The 17656-nt window shown below is 66.3% G+C and carries 16 protein-coding genes and 2 pseudogenes; 7 read left to right on the forward strand and 11 right to left on the reverse strand.

Going from position 1 to position 17656, the window contains the following annotated elements:
* Positions 1-2: 2 nt before the first annotated feature.
* The 10 genes from ACTJKT_RS13175 to ACTJKT_RS13220 all read right to left on the reverse strand — a co-directional run bounded on the left by ACTJKT_RS13175 (position 3) and on the right by ACTJKT_RS13220 (position 9852).
* Positions 3-770 (reverse strand): ABC transporter ATP-binding protein, encoded by a 768-nt coding sequence (locus ACTJKT_RS13175; protein WP_440787405.1) that lies wholly within the window; start codon positions 768-770, stop codon positions 3-5.
* A gap of 3 nt (positions 771-773) precedes the next feature.
* Entirely contained in the window at positions 774-2114 is a 1341-nt protein-coding gene (locus ACTJKT_RS13180) for an ABC transporter substrate-binding protein (protein ID WP_440787406.1), read from the reverse strand.
* A gap of 26 nt (positions 2115-2140) precedes the next feature.
* Positions 2141-3190, reverse strand: a complete 1050-nt coding sequence (locus ACTJKT_RS13185; protein ID WP_440787407.1) for a branched-chain amino acid ABC transporter permease — start codon at positions 3188-3190, stop codon at positions 2141-2143.
* Positions 3191-3194: 4 nt separating this feature from the next.
* A complete protein-coding gene (locus ACTJKT_RS13190; RefSeq protein WP_440787408.1) occupies positions 3195-4076 on the reverse strand; it encodes a branched-chain amino acid ABC transporter permease in 882 nt (293 codons plus the stop codon).
* The gene (locus ACTJKT_RS13195) at positions 4076-4852 is read right to left on the reverse strand and encodes an ABC transporter ATP-binding protein (RefSeq protein WP_440787409.1); all 777 of its coding nucleotides are present in this window, start codon (positions 4850-4852) and stop codon (positions 4076-4078) included. The genes ACTJKT_RS13190 and ACTJKT_RS13195 overlap by 1 nt, the downstream gene beginning before the upstream one ends.
* A complete protein-coding gene (locus ACTJKT_RS13200; RefSeq protein WP_440787410.1) occupies positions 4849-5838 on the reverse strand; it encodes an AMP-binding protein in 990 nt (329 codons plus the stop codon). Before ACTJKT_RS13200 ends, ACTJKT_RS13195 begins: the two co-directional genes overlap by 4 nt.
* Positions 5839-6008: 170 nt before the next feature.
* Positions 6009-7427, reverse strand: coding sequence for an LLM class flavin-dependent oxidoreductase (locus ACTJKT_RS13205; protein ID WP_440787411.1), 1419 nt, complete (start codon positions 7425-7427; stop codon positions 6009-6011).
* Entirely contained in the window at positions 7427-7903 is a 477-nt protein-coding gene (locus ACTJKT_RS13210) for an acyl-CoA dehydrogenase (protein ID WP_440787412.1), read from the reverse strand. The genes ACTJKT_RS13205 and ACTJKT_RS13210 overlap by 1 nt, the downstream gene beginning before the upstream one ends.
* 10 nt (positions 7904-7913) lie before the next feature.
* Positions 7914-9116 carry an SfnB family sulfur acquisition oxidoreductase gene (locus ACTJKT_RS13215; protein WP_440787413.1) on the reverse strand — a complete coding sequence of 401 codons (1203 nt, stop codon included), beginning with the start codon at positions 9114-9116 and terminating at the stop codon, positions 7914-7916.
* A gap of 172 nt (positions 9117-9288) precedes the next feature.
* Positions 9289-9852, reverse strand: a complete 564-nt coding sequence (locus ACTJKT_RS13220) for a helix-turn-helix domain-containing protein (RefSeq protein ID WP_053278683.1) — start codon at positions 9850-9852, stop codon at positions 9289-9291.
* 15 nt (positions 9853-9867) lie between these two features.
* Between ACTJKT_RS13220 and ACTJKT_RS13225 the strand changes: the two are divergent.
* Positions 9868-10885, forward strand: a pseudogene (locus ACTJKT_RS13225) (DMT family transporter).
* Position 10886: 1 nt separating this feature from the next.
* Here ACTJKT_RS13225 and ACTJKT_RS13230 read toward each other — a convergent pair.
* Positions 10887-11330 (reverse strand): hypothetical protein, encoded by a 444-nt coding sequence (locus ACTJKT_RS13230; RefSeq protein ID WP_440787414.1) that lies wholly within the window; start codon positions 11328-11330, stop codon positions 10887-10889.
* A 242-nt stretch (positions 11331-11572) separates the two neighbouring features.
* Here ACTJKT_RS13230 and ACTJKT_RS13235 point away from each other — a divergent pair.
* The 6 genes and pseudogenes from ACTJKT_RS13235 (at position 11573) to ACTJKT_RS13260 (ending at position 17617) form a co-directional block, all read left to right on the forward strand.
* Positions 11573-14466: pseudogene (locus ACTJKT_RS13235) on the forward strand (monovalent cation/H+ antiporter subunit A).
* Entirely contained in the window at positions 14466-14810 is a 345-nt protein-coding gene (locus ACTJKT_RS13240; RefSeq protein ID WP_003202835.1) for a Na+/H+ antiporter subunit C, read from the forward strand. The pseudogene ACTJKT_RS13235 and the gene ACTJKT_RS13240 overlap by 1 nt, the downstream one beginning before the upstream one ends.
* A complete protein-coding gene (locus ACTJKT_RS13245; protein ID WP_440787415.1) occupies positions 14807-16492 on the forward strand; it encodes a monovalent cation/H+ antiporter subunit D in 1686 nt (561 codons plus the stop codon). Before ACTJKT_RS13240 ends, ACTJKT_RS13245 begins: the two co-directional genes overlap by 4 nt.
* Positions 16489-16977, forward strand: coding sequence for a Na+/H+ antiporter subunit E (locus ACTJKT_RS13250; RefSeq protein ID WP_440787416.1), 489 nt, complete (start codon positions 16489-16491; stop codon positions 16975-16977). Before ACTJKT_RS13245 ends, ACTJKT_RS13250 begins: the two co-directional genes overlap by 4 nt.
* A complete protein-coding gene (locus ACTJKT_RS13255; protein ID WP_009048485.1) occupies positions 16974-17252 on the forward strand; it encodes a K+/H+ antiporter subunit F in 279 nt (92 codons plus the stop codon). Before ACTJKT_RS13250 ends, ACTJKT_RS13255 begins: the two co-directional genes overlap by 4 nt.
* A complete protein-coding gene (locus tag ACTJKT_RS13260) occupies positions 17249-17617 on the forward strand; it encodes a Na+/H+ antiporter subunit G (protein WP_440787417.1) in 369 nt (122 codons plus the stop codon). The genes ACTJKT_RS13255 and ACTJKT_RS13260 overlap by 4 nt, the downstream gene beginning before the upstream one ends.
* The last annotated feature ends 39 nt before the right edge of the window (positions 17618-17656 follow it).

Here is a 17656-nt window from a genome sequence, read left to right on the forward strand (position 1 = left end):
GGTCAGTGTCGGCCTAGGTAGAAGTCCTGCAGATCGCCCCGGGCCAGCAGTTCATCGGCCGTTCCCGACCAGGCCACGCGCCCGGTGTCGAGTACGTAGGCCCTGGAAGCGTACTTGAGCGCCACATTAATGTTTTGTTCGGCGATCAGGAAGCTCACCCGCGCCTCGCGATTGAGTTGCGCGACGATTTCGAAAATCTCCTGGACGATGATCGGCGCCAGCCCCATGGACGGCTCGTCCAGCAGCACCAGGCGCGGCCGGGTCATCAGCGCGCGGCCGATGGCGACCATCTGCTGCTCGCCGCCAGAAGTCAGCCCGGCACGGGTGCCGCGCTTGGTCTTCAGGCGCGGAAACCAAGCGTAGATGCGCTCCAGGTCGGCGGCCAGTTCCCGGCGGCTCAGGCCACGGACAAAACCGCCGCTGCGCAGGTTGTCCTCCACCGTCAGCTGCGGGAACACATGGCGCCCCTCCAGCACATGGACCATGCCCTGGCGCACCCGCTGGCTGGGGTCGACGTCGGCGCTGTCCTGGCCGAGAAAGGCGATCGAGCCCCGGCTGACCTCGGCCCGCTCGGCGCGCAGCAGCCCGGAGATGGCCTTGAGGGTGGTGCTCTTGCCGGCGCCGTTGGCCCCCAGCAAGGCGACGATGCCGCCCTCGGGCACGCCCAGGGACACCCCGGCCACGGCGAGAATCGCCCCGTCGTAGATCACCTCGATATCGCGCACCTGCAACAGGTCATCGGCCGTGGCGGCCGGGGCAGTCTGGCTCATGCTTCATTCATCCCCGGCGCAAGTGCGTGGCGTGAGGTTCTTCTCCTTGGCGAAAGCCGCCGACTTCTCGTCGATCAGCGGCCGCAGCAAGGCGCGGTCGGCGGCGATCCAGTCGCTGATCAGGGTCCAGTGGGCGCCGTCCCACTGCTGCACCCGCGCCGAACCGCCGCCCTCGTGATCGCGGCAGGACAGCTTGAGGTTCTGCATCAACCCCAGGTAACCCATGGCCTTGAGCCGGGCGTCGTCGATGTTCAGGTGCTCCAGGCCCCAGCGCCCTTCTTCGCCATTGAGCGGGCGCTTGCCGAATCGGCCCTGGGCGGTGCGGATCGCTTCCACCGCCACCGCGGCGTTCACCAGCCCGGAGTTGTAGTACACGCTGCCGAAGTTCTTCAGGTCCTTGAGGTCGCTCTTGCCCTGGTCGAGGATGTGTTGCTTGAGACGCTGGTGGATCTCGAAATCGCTTCCCGCCGGATAGGGCGTCAGCGCCAGGTAACCCTTGGCCGCCGCGCCGGCCGGCAATACGTCTTCGCTGGAGCTGGCCCAGATATCGCCGATGATGTGGTCCACCGGGAAGCCGAAGCGCGCGGCGGTCTTCACCGCCACCGGGGTCGACACGCCCCAGGTGCGCAGGAACACCCAGTCGGGGTTCTGCTGCCGTACCTGGCGCCATTGCGCCGACTGCTCGTTACCCGGATCGGCCACCGGAATCTGGATGTTCTCGAAGCCGTATTTTTCCGCCAGCAGCTTCAGCGGGCCGAGGGTTTCCCGGCCATAGGCCGAGTCGTGGTAGACCGTGGCGATCTTCTTGCCCTTGAGTTTGTCGAAGCCGCCCTCGCGCTCGGCGATGTAGTTCACCAGGGTCGACGCCTCGCTGTAGAAGGTCAGCATCACCGGAAAGTTATAGGGAAACACTGTGCCGTCGGTGGCCTCGGTACGGCCGTAGCCCAGGGTGATCAGCGGGATCTTGTCGACCTCGGCGCGCTCGCTCAGGGCATAGGCCGCCGGTGCGCCGTTGGGCTGGTAGACCGCCACCGGCGCGCCATCCAGGCCGTTCTTGAAGCGCTCATAGCACTCGATGCCCTTCTCCGCCGTCCACTCGGTCTCGCACTCCTGCCAGACCAGCTTGACCCCGTTGATCCCGCCTTCCACCTGATTGATGTAGTTCAGGTAGTCGATCATGCCGGCCCACACCTGCACCCCGCTGGAGGCATAGGCACCGACCCGGTAGGTGGCCAGCGGGAAGAACTGCTGGTCCGCCGCGGCCTGCGCCACGGGCACCGCACTGCCTAGGATCGCCAGCGTCGCTGCGACGCCGGCCAGGGAAGATTTCAAGGATGCACGCATGGAGTCTCTCTACTCAGGAGTGGAATTCAGAAACGCAGCGGCCAGTGGCCCAGCCGTTGCCGGAGATTGCCCAGCAGGCGGACCAGGCCCTCCGGCTCCTTGATCAGGAACAGGATGATCAGCACGCCGAAGATGATTTTCTGCAGGTTCTGCAACTGCCCGGCATCCACCGCGCCGCCCGACAGGGCTTGCCCGGCGTGGCTGAGCAGGATCGGCAGCAGGCTGATAAAGGCCGCGCCGACGAAGTTGCCGGCCACGCTGCCCATGCCGCCGATAATGATGATGAACAGGATCTGGAATGAACGATTGATATCGAAGCTGCTGGCGCTGGCCGTGCCCAGGTAGGCGAAGGCCCACAGGGCGCCGGCGATGCCCAGGTAGAAGGAACTGACGGCGAACGCCAGGCGCTTGTAGCGCGCCACCGGGATGCCGATCACTGCCGCTGCGGTGTCCATGTCGCGAATCGCCATCCAGTTGCGCCCGACCTGGCTGCGTACCAGGTTCAGCGCGACCCAGGTCAACAGCAGCACGCAGGCCAGGGTCAGCAGGTAACGCCCCACCGGAGTGTTCAGGTCATGGCCGAACAGGCTCAGGCTGGGCGCCGAGATGGTCCCCGAGGAGCCGTAGTTGTAGAACCAGGGAAACTTGACGAACAGCCACTCCAGGAAGAACTGCGCCGCCAGGGTGGTGACCATCAGGTAGAAGCCCTTGATCCGCGAACTGGGCAGGCCGAACAGCCAGCCCACCGCCGCGCTGATCAGCCCGCCGCCGAGCAAGGCCAGGGGTAGGCTCAGCTCCGGCAGGCGCAGCAGGAGCCCGTAGGTGGCAAAGGCCCCGACCGCCATGAAGCCGGCGGCGCCGACCGAGGTCTGGCCGGTGTAGCCGGTGAGCAGGTTGAGGCCGAGCCCGGCCAGGGACAGCACCAGGAACGGAATCAAAATGGCGTTGAGCCAATAGTCGTTGCCCACCAGGGGCACGCCGACCAAGGCCAGCAGCAACAGGCCGCCCAGGCCCCAGGGCAGGCGGCGCGGGATCAACAGCACAGGCGCGGTGGCCTGGGTCAGGGGAATGGACATGGATTCAGACTCGCTCGATGGCGCGCTCGCCGAACAGGCCGGCGGGACGGATATAAAGGAAGGCCAGGGCCAGCACATAGGCGAACCAGGGGGTGATGCCGCCACCGATCAGCGGGCCGATATAGACCTCGGCCAGGTTCTCCGCGGCGCCGACGATCAGCCCGCCGACAATCGCCCCGCCGATCGAGGTGAAGCCACCGATGATCAGCACCGGCAGAGCCTTGAGCACCACCAGCGACAGCGAGAACTGCACACCCTGGCGCGCCCCCCAGAGCAGCCCGGCCACCAGCCCGACGATGCCGGCCACGGCCCAGACGATCTGCCAGATGCGGTTGAGGTTGATGCCGATCGACAGCGCGGCCGTGGTGTCGTCGGCCACCGCCCGCAGCGACACACCGATCCGGGTCTTGTTGAACAGCAGCGCCAGTACCGTCACCAGCACCAGGGCCGTGGCCGCGGCGATCAGGTCGAACTGGCTGAGCATCAGCGGCCCGAGAAACAGCGGCACGTCGTCGATGCCCAGGTCCAGCGCCCGGACCTGGGAACCCATCAGCCCCTGGGCCAGGCCTTCGATGATGAACGACAGGCCCAGGGTGGCCATGAACAGGGTGATCTGCGAACGATTGACCAGCGGCCGCAACACCAGCCGTTCGATCAGCCAGGCGCCGGCGATCATCACCAGCACCGTCGCCAGCAGCGCCAGGACAAAGGGCAGGCCCTGGTCGTGCAGACTGACGAAGGTCAGCGCGGCGAACAGCAGCATCGCGCCCTGGGCGAAATTGAACACACCGCTGGCCTTGTAGATCAGCACGAAGCCGATGGCCACCAGCGAATACATGGTGCCGGCCAGCAGGCCGCCGAGCAGGGTTTCGAAGAAAAAGCCCATCAGTGCACCGCCCCCAGGTAAGCCGCGATCACCTCGGGGTCGGCCTGCACTTCGGCCGGGGTGCCGTCGCCGACCTTGCGCCCGTAGTCCAGCACCACCACATGGTCGGACAGGTCCATGACCACGCTCATATCGTGCTCGATCAGCACCACAGTGGTGCCGAGGTCGCGGTTGATATCGGCGATGAAGCGCGTCATATCCTGTTTTTCCTCGGCGTTCATCCCGGCCATGGGCTCGTCCAGCAGTAACAGGCTGGGCCCGGCGATCAAGGCCCGGCCCAGCTCGACGCGCTTTTGCAGGCCGTAGGACAGGTTGCCCACCGGCACCTCGCGCTGGGCCTGCAAGTCGAGGAATTCGAGAACGCCCTGGGCCAGCTGTCGATGGGCCTCGGCCTCGCGCCGTGCCCGAGGCAGCCCCAGGGCCTGCTCGATAAAGCTGGCGCGGGTATGCCGCGACAGGCCGCTGAGCAGGTTGTCGATCACGCTCATCTGCTTGAACAGCGCGTTGTTCTGGAAGGTGCGGCCAATGCCCCGGCGCGCGGCCTGCAAGGGGTCGATGCGCTGGAACGCCTCACGGTCGAAGACAATCGAGCCGGCATCGAAGCGATAGACGCCATTGAGGATATTCAGCAAGGAACTCTTGCCGGCGCCGTTGGGCCCGATCAGCGCGCAGATCTCGCCGCGCGCAACGGCGAAGGACAGTTGGTTGATCGCCTTCACCCCTTTGAACGACAGGGAGATGGCATTGACTTGCAGGATGGGGTCGGCGGCGCTCATGCAATGTTCCGTTTGAATTCGGCCAGCCACACCGGCGCCGAAGGTTTCGAGGGGCTGCCGGGGGCCTGCCAGATGTAATCCAGGCGCTGGAAACCCAGGAGCCGGCGCACCCGGTTCTTCAGCAGCCGTTGCAGAGGCCGGTGTGGCTGGGCAATGGCCCAGTCGCACAGGCGTCGGCGCCAACTGCCGGGGGGCGCCAGGCGGCTTTCGATGTCGTCGGCCAGGCGTTGCAGGCAAGGGCCCGAGAGCAGCAGGCCGCTGGGGGCGACATCGCGGCGGTCGCGGCTGGCCGAACCGCGGCTTTCCGGAAAAGCCAGGCTATGGCCGCTGTGCAGCCACTGGTGCAGCAAGACCCTCAGGCCTTCCGGCCATTGCGTGCCCTCCTCGCTCCACAGTTGCGCGGCCTGGGCCGGATGCCGCCAGTAGTTCTGGCGCTGGGGCTTTTCCCGGCTGCCCAGCAGCTCGCTGAAGGCCAGCACCGGCTGCTGCGAACCCTGGGGCAGGCGCGGAACCGCCTGGTGGGCAATCAACAATTGCGGGGCCATGCTGTTTTCGCCGGCGGCGACCCAGCGCAGCAGTTGCTGGCGCGAATGCACGAAGGCATGGCTGGGGCGCAGGTTCCACAGGGCCTGGCGCAGGGCTTGCGGATCGAGCTCGTCGCTCAGGGTCAGAACCTCGCCGCCCACCCGTTGCGCGGCCAGGGCCAGGAGCAGCAGGTTGGGTTCGAACAGGCCGCTCAACGCCAGCCGCGAGCCTTCGTTGAAACCCTGTTGCCGCAGACCATCGGCCAAGCGCTCGACATCCCGCGCGGCATCGATCCAGCGCCAGTTGTACCAATGGCCGTGGCGCTTGTGGCGCAAGGCGCTGGCCAGCGGGCTGACCTGCGCCCAGTGCTGCAACAGCTCCAGGGCCGCGGGCAGCAGCGCGGTGTTTTCCGGTGTTCGCACATCCGCCGGGGGCGAACGCTTGAGTTCATGCACGCTCATGGACTGACCTCGATTCCTTGGGCAAAAGCGTGCGGTGGTCCGCTGGCTGGTTTTTGGGTTGGCGCCGCACCTGTAGCCGCTGCCGCAGGCTGCGATAGGTCCGGAGGACCTCCGGCGTTAGTGCCATCGCCGCGANGACCGTTCCGGTCGATCGCAGCCTGCGGCAGCGGCTACAGGGACGGTACGCGCACGGAGGCGACCTTCGGCTCCTGCCGGCGCAAGGCCGCCAGGTCGCGATAGGCGCTGCCCGGATGCACTTCCGGCAAGCGCGGCCCGGCGCCGAACAGCTTCTCGCGCAAGGTGCCGGGGGCGTATTCGGTCTTGTACACGCCGCGTTTCTGCAGCTCGGGGACCAGCAGCTCGACGGCGTCGACGAAGGTTTCGTGGGTCAGCGCATAGGCCAGGTTGAAGCCGTCCACATCGGTGTCCTCGACCCACTCCTGGAGCAGGTCGGCCACGGTTTCCGGGCTGCCGACGAACAGCGGGCCGAAGCCGCCGATGCCGACCCAGTCCGCCAGTTCGTGAGGGGTCCAGACCTTGTTCGGGTCGGCCGTGGAGAAGGCTTCCACCGCCGACTGGATGGCGTTGGTGTGCACATGCTTGAGCGGCTCATCGGGCTTGAACTGGCTGAAGTCGATGCCAGTCCAGCCGGAAATCAGCGCCATGGCGCCCTCGTAGCTGACCCATGACTTGTACTCCTCGAACTTGGCCCTGGCCTTGGCGTCGGTCTCGCCGAGGATCACCGTCTGCAGGTTAAAGATCAGGATCTTTCTCGGATCGCGCCCGGCCTCGGCGGCCCGGCGGCGGATATCGGCCACGGTCTTTTTCAGCAGCACCTTGGACGGCGCGGCGACAAACACGCACTCGGCCTGCTCGGCGGCGAACTGCTTGCCACGGCTCGACGCGCCGGCCTGGTAGAGCACCGGGGTGCGTTGCGGCGAAGGCTCGCAGAGGTGGATGCCCGGCACCTGGAAGTGTTTGCCGAAGTGCTGGATCTCATGGATCTTGCTCGGGTCGCTGAAGATCCGCCGTTCCCGATCGCGCAGCACCGCGCCTTCTTCCCAGCTGCCTTCCCAGAGCTTGTAGCAAACCTCCAGGTACTCCTCGGCGTAGTCGTAACGGGCGTCGTGCTCGGTCTGGGCTTTCTGCCCGAGGTTCTTCGCCCCGCTTTCCAGGTAGGAGGTGACGATGTTCCAGCCGGCCCGGCCCTTGGTCAGGTGATCGAGGGTCGAAAGACGCCGGGCGAAGGGATAGGGATGCTCGAACGACAGCGACGCGGTCAGGCCAAAGCCCAGGTGTTCAGTGACCAGGGCCATAGGCGGAATCAGTTGTAGAGGATCGTTCACCGGCACCTGGGCCGCCTGGCGGATCGCCGCCTCGCCGTTGCCCTGGTAGACGTCATAGATGCCCAGCACGTCGGCAATGAACAGGCCGTCGAACTTGCCGCGTTCGAGGATCCGCGCCAGGTCGGTCCAGTATTCAAGGTCCTTGTACTGCCAGGAGCGGTCCCGGGGGTGGGCCCACAGGCCCGGCGACTGGTGGCCGACACAGTTCATGTCGAAGGCGTTGAGACGGATTTCACGGGACATCAAACAACACTCCTGAAACTGGGCGGCACCACGCCGTTGAGGCGGTAGTTGCCGATCAACGGGTATTTCCAGCGCAACGGCTCATCCAGCGCGGCGGGCAGCGGGCTGCGCTGGCCGGTCAGCTCGAACTCGGCGTTGCTCACCGCGAGCAGGGCTTCGCGGCTGGCGATGGCCGCCTCGGCCTGGGCCACGCCGACTTCGGCGACATCCTGTTCCCTGGCCAGCAAGGCCTGCGCCCGTTCCTGCAAGACGGCGGCGACTTCGACACGGATCAGCAGGTCGCCAAAGCGGCTGATCACATAGGGGTCGTCGCTGGCCCTGGCCAAGCCGCTGCCGGACCAGGGCTTGGCCTGTTCACGGACAAAGGTGAGGGTCGATTGCAGCAGTTCGCGGGCGCGGCGCAGGTCGTCGTGGCCTGGCTCGGGCTGTGCATTGGAGTGCTTTTCATGGGCGGCCGCTTGGCTCAATGCGTTCATGGGTGGCTCCTCAGTTCCAGGCGTGGCGGGCCGGCTTGACGCCGTTGAGCAGGAAGTTGCCGATCAGGTGGTACTTCCAGCGCGCCGGGTCATGCAGGGTATGGGTCCGCGCATTGCGCCAGTAGCGGTCGAGGTTGTACTTGCCGAGCACCGAGCGGGTGCCGGCCAGCTCGAACAGCTTGCTGCTGGCGAGCAAGGCGCTTTCCGCCGACAGCACCTTGGCTTGCGCCACCACCACCGAGGCCTGGGCCACTGTGTCTTCGTTGGGTTCGCGCAGAGCCTGGTCGATGGCCAGGCCGGCTTTTTCCAGGATCGCTTCGGTACCGTGGACCCGCCATTCCAGGTCGCCGATGGCGGCGATGGTGAACGGGTCCTGCCAGCCATGGTCCTGGCCGCTGTCGATCCAGGGCCGCGACTGGCGGGCGTAGCGCTTGGCCTCTTCCAGGGCGCCAACCGCCAGCCCAGTGTCCACCGCCGCCTGGATGATCTGCGAGATCGGCCCGTCGGCGGTGGGCTCGTCGAACGCGCGATGGGCCGGGATCACCGCGCTCAGCGGCACCTGCACCGCGTCGAGGGTCACGCCGCCGCTGGCCGTGGTGCGCTGGCCGAAACCGTCCCAGCTGTCGATCACGGTCAGGCCGGGGTTGTCCCGTTCAATAAAGGCGATGAACGCCTTGTTGTCTTCATCGACCGCCACCGCCGGCACGATATGGGCGAACAAGGCACCGGTGCAGTAGAACTTCTCGCCGTCGATCCGCGCGCCGTCGGCATTGAAACGAATGCGGGTCTCGAAGGCGCCGGCATGCTTGCTGCCGGCTTCGGAGAACGCGTTGCCGAAGCGATAGCCCTGCAGCACCTTGGCGAAGTAATAGCGCTTCTGCGCTTCGCTGGCGGTCTGCAACAGGATGTCGAGCACGCCCAGGTGGTTCTGCGGCAGCTGGCCGAGGGACGAGTCGGCGGCGGATATGATCTTGATCACCTCCGCCACCGTCACATAGGACACCCCCGCGCCCCCATAGGCCTTGGGAATGGTGATGCCCCACAGGCCGCTGGCGGAGAACTCGTCCAGCTCGGCGAACGGCAGGCGCCGCTCGCGATCGCGCACGCTGGCCTCGACGGCGAAACGTTCGGCCAGGGTCCGGGCAACGGCAATCGCCTCGGCGTCGGAGCGAATGATATGGGCGGTTCGGGTGGGTTGAGCGGTGGCTGTCATGGCCGACTCCAGGTCCTGTCGAATGCGGAAGATCCGTTCTGACCGGGAGATTGCAGGAGTCGTGCCTAAGCCTATAAAGCTTATAAATCAGTAAGTTGGTATATATTTATAAGAAATAGCATCAACTGAAAACAGGCAAAATGTTCAAGCACTGTTGCCCAGGCAACAGTGCTCAGATCACCACGTTGCGCACGAAACGCACCGCCACCGCCCCATCGTTGCGATAGGCGTGCGGCAGGTTGCTGGCGAACATGAAGAACTCGCCGCTGTCCAGGCGCCGCTCCTGCTCCCCCAGGACCAGGGTCAGGCAACCTTCGCAGACATACAGCTGCTCGCTCCAGCCTTCGGCGTCCGGTTCCGACAGGTATTGCTCGCCCGGCTCCAGGCGCCACTCCCACAGCTCCACTTCGCGGCAGGCGTTGGCCTTGGCCAGCAGCACCGCCTTGCTCCCGGGAAGCAGCCCGGCCCAGGCCAGCTCGTTGATGCGGCTCGGGTCGCGGGCATCGGGGGCCTGGATCAGGTCGCTGAAGGCCACGTCCAGGGCTTCGGCCACCCGGTCCAGGGTGCTGAGGCTGACATTCTTCTCACCGGCCTCGATGGCCACCAGCATCCGGCGGCTGACCCCGGACTTTTCCGCCAGGGCGCTCTGGCTCAGCTCGGCGGCGTGGCGCAGGCGCCGGACGTTGTGACTGACATGCTGCAGCACGGAAGCGCGCTGCCCAGGATCTTTGTGCACTATATTGCTCACTTTATGGTTTTGCGCAGTATACTGCCCAACTTCGCGGCGCATTGTGCGGCCGCCCCGGGTAGCGCGCAAGGGCATGACGTCTGTGAACTCCTCCAAACCTTCCTCCTTCTTCCTCAAACTGAGCAAAGCCGAGTGCGTGCTGGTGCTGATCACCATGGTCTGGGGCGGCACCTTTCTCACTGTGCAGCACGCCATGACCGTCAGCGGCCCGATGTTCTTCGTCGGCCTGCGCTTTGCCGCGGCGGCCTGCATCGTCGGGCTGTTCTCCCTGCGCAGCCTGCGCGGGCTGACCCTGTTCGAACTCAAGGCCGGGGTCTTCATCGGCACCGCCATCATGCTCGGCTACGGCCTGCAGACGGTTGGCCTGCAAAGCATTCCCAGCAGCCAGTCGGCCTTTATCACCGCGCTGTACGTGCCCTTCGTGCCGCTGCTGCAATGGCTGTTCATGGGCAAGCGCCCGGGGCTGATGCCGAGCATCGGCATCATGCTGGCCTTCACCGGCCTGATGCTGCTCTCCGGGCCGAGCGGCGCCGCGCTGGACTTCAGCCCGGGGGAAATCGCCACCCTGATCAGCACCGTGGCCATCGCCGCGGAAATCATCCTGATCAGCACCTACGCCGGCCAGGTCGATGTGCGCCGGGTCACAGTGGTACAACTGGCCGCCACCTCGGTGCTGTCGTTCCTGATGGTGGTGCCGACCCAGGAAGCCATCCCGGACTTTTCCTGGCTGCTGCTGGCCAGCGCCCTGGGCCTGGGCGCCGCCAGCGCGGCGATCCAGGTGGCGATGAACTGGGCGCAGAAAAGCGTCTCGCCGACCCGCGCCACCCTGATCTACGCCGGCGAACCGGTGTGGGCCGGGCTGGTCGGGCGCATCGCCGGCGAACGCCTGCCGGCCCTGGCCCTGCTGGGCGGCGCGCTGATCGTCGCGGCGGTGATCGTCAGCGAGTTGAAGACCAAGGGTAAGAGTGCTGAGGCGGTCGAGGCGGATCGGCTGGATGAGACGGCGGACTCCCAACGCTGAGCTAGCGCGGCAACGACTCGACAATGGCCGCCAGCTCCTGCCGGGAGAGCTGGCCGGCCTGCACGGCAGCAACAATATCTTCTCGCGTCATGGTTTGAGCCGGAACCTGCTCGGGATCGACATTCCATAACCACAAGGGACTGATCTGCTCCTGCCCCGGCCAGAAGGCCTTGGGCAAGGCTTCCTGAGCGATAACGCCCTTGTGATAGAAGTACGCCAGGTAACGGCTATGGCCCTCGGCAAAGCCGGTGTCGTAATAGAGCACAGTGCCGACGGGCAAGGCCGCCGCCGTCTGCCCCTCGATCGACAAGGGCTCCAGGGTCTTGAAGCTCGTCATGCCGGCAGTGGGCCCGGCCAGGGTCAGCCACAGCCAGGCGATCCAGCCGCCAAGGGCCATCAGCAGCAGGCTGGTGAGGGTTTTGCGGGTAAAGGTTCCAAGGGTCATAAGCTACCTGTCGCATCCTTTCGAGCGGGTCCGTTGCAGATCGGCGGCGAGGATAACATCGCGCCCACGCCTGGCTGTCATGGGCACCGGGCAAACTGCCGAGGCTTTCGGCCAGGCCGGTTTTATCCCCTGCCTTGAACGCTGCCCGAAGAGGTTTTGTAGGATCCTGCCACAGCTTCAAGGTTGGTGATCCCAGAGTCGGCACGTATGATGCATCACAATTTCCCGCAGATTAGAAGCCTATGTCCCTGATAGTTCTACTGCTTCTGCCTTTTATCGGCAGCTGTCTGGCGGCCTTGCTGCCGCACAACGCGCGTAACACCGAGTCCCTGCTGGCAGGCCTGGTCGCCTTGGCCGGTACCGTGGCGGTGGCCTCGATGTACCCGCAGATCGCCCATGGCGGCGTGATCCGTGAAGAGTTCAACTGGCTGCCCAGCCTCGGCCTGAACTTCGTCCTGCGCATGGACGGCTTCGCCTGGCTGTTCTCCATGCTGGTGCTGGCCATCGGTACCCTGGTGTCGCTGTACGCGCGCTACTACATGTCGCCGGAAGACCCGGTGCCGCGCTTCTTCGCGTTTTTCCTGGCCTTCATGGGCGCCATGCTCGGCCTGGTGATTTCCGGCAACCTGATCCAGATCGTGTTCTTCTGGGAACTGACCAGCCTGTTCTCCTTCCTGCTGATCGGCTACTGGCACCACCGCTCCGATGCCCGGCGCGGCGCCTACATGGCACTGATGGTTACCGGCGCGGGGGGCTTGTGCCTGCTGGCGGGGGTCATGCTGCTCGGCCATGTGGTCGGCAGCTACGACCTGGACCAGGTCCTGGCTGCCGGAGATCTCATCCGAGCCCACGCCCTCTACCCCATCCTCCTGCCCCTGATCCTGATCGGCGCCCTCAGCAAAAGCGCGCAGTTCCCCTTCCACTTCTGGCTGCCCCACGCCATGGCCGCGCCGACACCGGTCTCGGCCTACCTGCACTCGGCGACCATGGTCAAGGCCGGGGTCCTTCTCCTCGCCCGCCTCTGGCCGTCGCTGTCCGGCAGCGAAGAATGGTTCTGGATCGTCGGCGGNCGACCCTGGTGCTGGGCGCCTACTGCGCGATGTTCCAGAACGACCTCAAGGGCCTCTTGGCCTACTCGACCATCAGCCACCTGGGCCTGATCACCCTGCTGCTGGGCCTGAACAGCCCGCTGGCCGCGGTGGCCGCGGTGTTCCATATCCTCAACCACGCCACCTTCAAGGCCTCGCTGTTCATGGCTGCCGGCATCATCGACCACGAAAGCGGCACCCGCGACATCCGCAAGCTCAACGGCCTGATCAAGCTGATGCCGTTCACCGCGACCCTGGCCATGGTCGCCAGCGCCTCCATGGCCGGCGTGCCGCTGCTCAACGGCTTCCTGTCGAAAGAGATGTTCTTCGCCGAGACGGTGTTCATCAATTCCACCGCCTGGGTCGAGGCCGCCCTGCCGGTGATCGCCACCATCGCCGGGACCTTCAGCGTCGCCTACTCCCTGCGCTTCACCGTGGATGTGTTCTTCGGCAAACCGGCCGAAGACCTGCCGCACACACCCCACGAACCGCCGCGCTGGATGCGCGCGCCGGTGGAGCTGCTGGTGTTCACCTGCCTGCTGGTGGGGATCTTCCCGGCGCAGATGGTCGGCCCGCTGCTGGCCGCGGCTGCCCTGCCGGTGGTCGGCGGCACCCTGCCGGAGTACAGCCTGGCGATCTGGCACGGCCTGAATGCGCCGATCATCATGAGCCTGATCGCCATGTCCTGCGGCATCGTGCTCTACCTGCTGCTGCGTGCCCCGCTGGTGCGCGGCCATTTCGCCTATCCGCCGCTTATCGGCCGCTTCAACGGCAAGCGCCTGTTCGAGCGCAGCCTGGTGAGCATGATGCGCCTGGCCCGGCGCCTGGAGCGGTACATCAGCACTAAGCGCCTGCAGACCCAGCTGTTCCTGCTGGTGCTGGTGGCGGTACTGGCCGGCCTGATCCCGATGCTCTACAGCAGCCTGAGCTGGGGCGACCGGCCGAAGATCCCGGGCTCCATCGTCTTCGTCACCCTCTGGCTGCTGGCCATCGCTTGCGCCCTGGGCGCCGCCTGGCAAGCCAAGTACCACCGCCTGGCAGCCCTGACCATGGTCAGCGTCTGCGGCCTGATGACCTGCGTGACCTTCGTCTGGTTCTCCGCGCCGGACCTGGCCCTGACCCAGCTGGTGGTGGAAGTGGTGACCACGGTGCTGATCCTGCTCGGCCTGCGCTGGTTGCCACGGCGGATCGAAGACGTCTCGCCGCTGCCCAGCAGCCTGCCCAAGGCTCGTGCTCGTCGCCTGCGCGACCTGCTGCTGTCGATCGCCGTCGGCATGGGCATGGCCGTGCTGTCCTACGCCATGCTGACCCGCCAGACCCCCAACGACATTTCCTCGTTCTACCTCAGCCGCGCCCTGCCGGAAGGCGGCGGCAGCAATGTGGTGAATGTGATGCTGGTGGACTTCCGCGGCTTCGACACCCTGGGCGAGATCACCGTGCTGGCGGCCGTGGCCCTGACCGTGTTCGCCCTGCTGCGGCGCTTCCGCCCACCGAAGGAAAGCATGCAGCTGCCGGCCCAGCAGCGCCTGCTGGCGCCCGACGTGGTCACCGACCTGGTCAACCCGCGCCACGCCAGCGACACCGCCCTGGGCTTCATGATGGTGCCGGCGGCGCTGGTGCGCCTGCTGCTGCCGATCGCCCTGGTGGTGTCGTTCTACCTGTTCATGCGCGGCCACAACCTGCCGGGCGGCGGTTTTGTCGCCGGACTGGTGATGTCGGTGGCGTTCATCCTGCAGTACATGGTCGCCGGCACCCAGTGGGTCGAGGCCCAGATGAGCCTGCGGCCGCTGCGCTGGATGGGCACCGGCCTGCTGTGCGCCACCCTGACCGGGCTCGGCGCTCTGGCGTTCGGCTACCCGTTCCTGACCACCCATACCCTGCACCTGGACCTGCCGCTGCTGGGTGATATCCATATCGCCAGCGCGCTGTTCTTCGACATCGGCGTGTATGCCGTGGTGGTCGGCTCGACCCTGCTGATCCTCACTGCGCTGGCGCACCAGTCGGTGCGCGCCCAAGTCAAACCCCAAGCCAAGCCAGGAGCCGCCTGATGGAAGAAGTCATTGCAATCGCCATTGGTGTGCTGGCGGCCTCCGGCGTCTGGCTGGTGCTGCGGCCACGGACCTTCCAGGTGGTGATGGGCCTGTGCCTGCTGTCCTACGGGGTCAACCTGTTCATCTTCAGCATGGGCAGCCTGTTCATCGGCAAGGAGCCGATCATCAAGGACGGCGTGCCCCAGGACCTGCTGCACTACACCGACCCGCTGCCCCAGGCGCTGGTGCTCACGGCGATCGTCATCAGCTTCGCCATGACCGCGCTGTTCCTGGTGGTCCTGCTGGCGTCCAGGGGCCTGACCGGCACCGACCATGTGGATGGCCGGGAGCCCAAGGAATGAACCTGATGCCGCACCTGATCGTCGCGCCTATCCTGCTGCCGCTGCTGACCGCCGCGGTGATGCTGATGCTCGGCGAGAAACATCGCCCGCTGAAAGCCAAGATCAACCTGTTCTCCAGCATGCTCGGCCTGGGCATTTCCGTGCTGTTGCTGTGCTGGACCCAGCAGACCGGCGTGCCCGGCTCCGTCGGCGTGTACCTGCCGGGCAACTGGCAGGTGCCGTTCGGTATCGTGCTGGTGGTCGATCGCCTGTCGGCGCTGATGCTGGTGCTCACCGGGATCATCGGCGTCAGCGCCCTGCTGTTCGCCATGGCCCGCTGGGACCGCGCCGGGGCCAGCTTCCACGCGCTGTTCCAGATCCAGCTGATGGGCCTGTACGGCGCCTTCCTGACCGCCGACCTGTTCAACCTGTTCGTGTTCTTCGAAGTGCTGCTGGCCGCCTCCTACGGCCTGATGCTCCACGGCTCGGGCCGCGCGCGGGTGTCCGCCGGCCTGCACTACGTGGCGATCAACCTGCTGGCCTCGTCGCTGTTCCTGATCGGCGCGGCGCTGATCTACGGCGTCACCGGCACCCTGAACATGGCCGACCTGGCGCTGAAGATCCCGCTGGTGCCGGAAGCCGACCGCGGCCTGCTGCACGCCGGCGCGGCGATCCTGGCCACCGCGTTCCTGGCCAAGGCCGGCATCTGGCCGCTGAACTTCTGGCTGGTGCCGGCCTACTCCTCGGCCAGCGCGCCGGTGGCGGCGATGTTCGCGATCATGACCAAGGTCGGCATCTACACCCTGCTGCGCCTGTGGACCCTGTTGTTCTCCGGGCAGGCCGGGGCCTCGGCCTACTTCGGCGGCGACTGGCTGATCTACGGCGGCATGGCGACCATCGTCTGCGCGGCCCTGGCGATCCTCGCCGCGCAGCGCCTGGAGCGCATGGCCAGCCTGAGCATCCTGGTCTCGGCCGGGATCCTCCTGGCGGCGATCGGCTTCGCCCAGCCCAGGCTGATCGCCGGCGCGCTGTTCTACCTGGTCAGCTCGACCCTGGCCCTCAGCGCGCTGTTCCTACTGGCGGAACTGATCGAGCGCTCGCGCTCGGCCAATGAAGTCCCCCTGGACGACGAGGTCGAAGCCCTGCCACGGCCCCAGGAGTCGCTGCAACCGCCACCGGGCACCAACCTCGACGACGAGCGCAACGCCGTGGTCGGCCAGGTGATTCCCTGGACCATGGCCTTCCTCGGCCTGAGCTTCATTGCCTGCGCGCTGCTGATCATTGGCATGCCGCCGCTGTCGGGGTTCATCGGCAAGCTGAGCCTGATCGGCGCCCTGCTCAACCCGCTGGGGCTGGGCCAGGCCACTGACGCTCCGCTGTCCGGCGCCGCCTGGGGCCTGCTGGCCTTGCTGATCCTCTCCGGCCTGGCGTCGCTGATCGCCTTTTCGCGCCTGGGCATCCAGCGCTTCTGGACCCCGGAAGAGCGGCCCTCGCCCGTGCTGCGGCGCTTCGAGTGCGTGCCGATCATTGCCCTGCTCGGGTTGTGCATGCTGCTGACGGTCAAGGCCGAGCCGCTGCTGCGCTTTACCCAGGCCGCCGCCGACAGCCTCAACGACCCGCAGCAATATGTGATGGCCGTGCTCGGCACCCGGGCGGTCCCCAGCCCCGAAGCCCAGGCGGCGTTGCAGGAGGTGCAGCCATGAAGCGCCTGTTCCCCGCGCCCTGGTTGTCGCTGGCGCTGTGGTTGCTGTGGCTGGTGCTGAACCTGTCCATCAGCCCCGGCAACCTGCTGCTCGGCGCCCTCCTGGGCTTCTGCGCGCCCTTGATGATGCGGCCGTTGCGCCCGCTGCCGATCCGCATCCGCCGCCCCATGACCATCCTGCGCCTGCTGCTGGTGGTCGGCCGCGATGTGCTGCTGTCGAACCTGGCCGTGGCCTGGGGCGTGCTCACCGCCGGGCGCCGGCCGCCGCGCTCGCGCTTCGTCAAGATTCCCCTGGAGCTGCGCGACGCCAACGGCCTGGCCGCGCTCTCGACCATCACCACGGTGGTGCCGGGCACGGTGTGGTCCGAGCTGTCCCTGGACCGCAGCATCCTGTTGCTGCATGTGTTCGATCTGGATGACGAAGCGGCGTTCATCCAGCACTTCAAGACGACCTACGAGCGTCCGTTGATGGAGATCTTCGAATGAGTGCCCTGCTCACGAACGCGATCCTGCTCAGCCTGTTCCTGTTTTCCGTGGCCATGGTCCTGACCCTGGTCCGGCTGTTCAAGGGTCCCTCGGCCCAGGACCGGGTCCTGGCCCTGGACTACCTGTACATCCTGGCGATGCTGATGATGCTGGTGCTGGGTATTCGTTATGCCAGCGACACCTACTTCGAGGCGGCGCTGCTGATCGCCCTGTTCGGCTTCGTCGGCTCCTTTGCCCTGGCCAAATTCCTCCTGCGTGGCGAGGTGATCGAATGAATGCCGTCAGTGAACTGTCGTGGTGGATCGAGATTCCGGTGGCGATCCTGCTGGTGCTCGGCAGCGCCTTCGCCCTGACCGGCGCCATCGGTATCGTGCGCCTGAAGGACTACTTCCAGCGCATGCACGCGCCGGCCCTGGCCTCGACCCTGGGCGCCTGGTGCGTGGCCCTGGCGTCGATCCTGTATTTCTCGGGGATGAAGTCCGCGCCTGTGCTGCACGCCTGGCTGATTCCGATCCTGCTGTCGATCACCGTGCCGGTGACCACCCTGCTGCTGGCGCGGGCGGCGCTGTTCCGCAAGCGCATGGCCGGCGACGATGTGCCGGCGGAAGTCAGCAGCCGGCGTAGCGAAAGCGGCGGCTGAGTTCAGCGGAGTCTCAACGGACGCCATCGCGGGCAAGCC

Origin of the sequence: Pseudomonas sp. 22526 (assembly GCF_052044735.1) — a bacterium.
GTDB classification, from domain to species: Bacteria; Pseudomonadota; Gammaproteobacteria; order Pseudomonadales; family Pseudomonadaceae; genus Aquipseudomonas; species Aquipseudomonas piscium.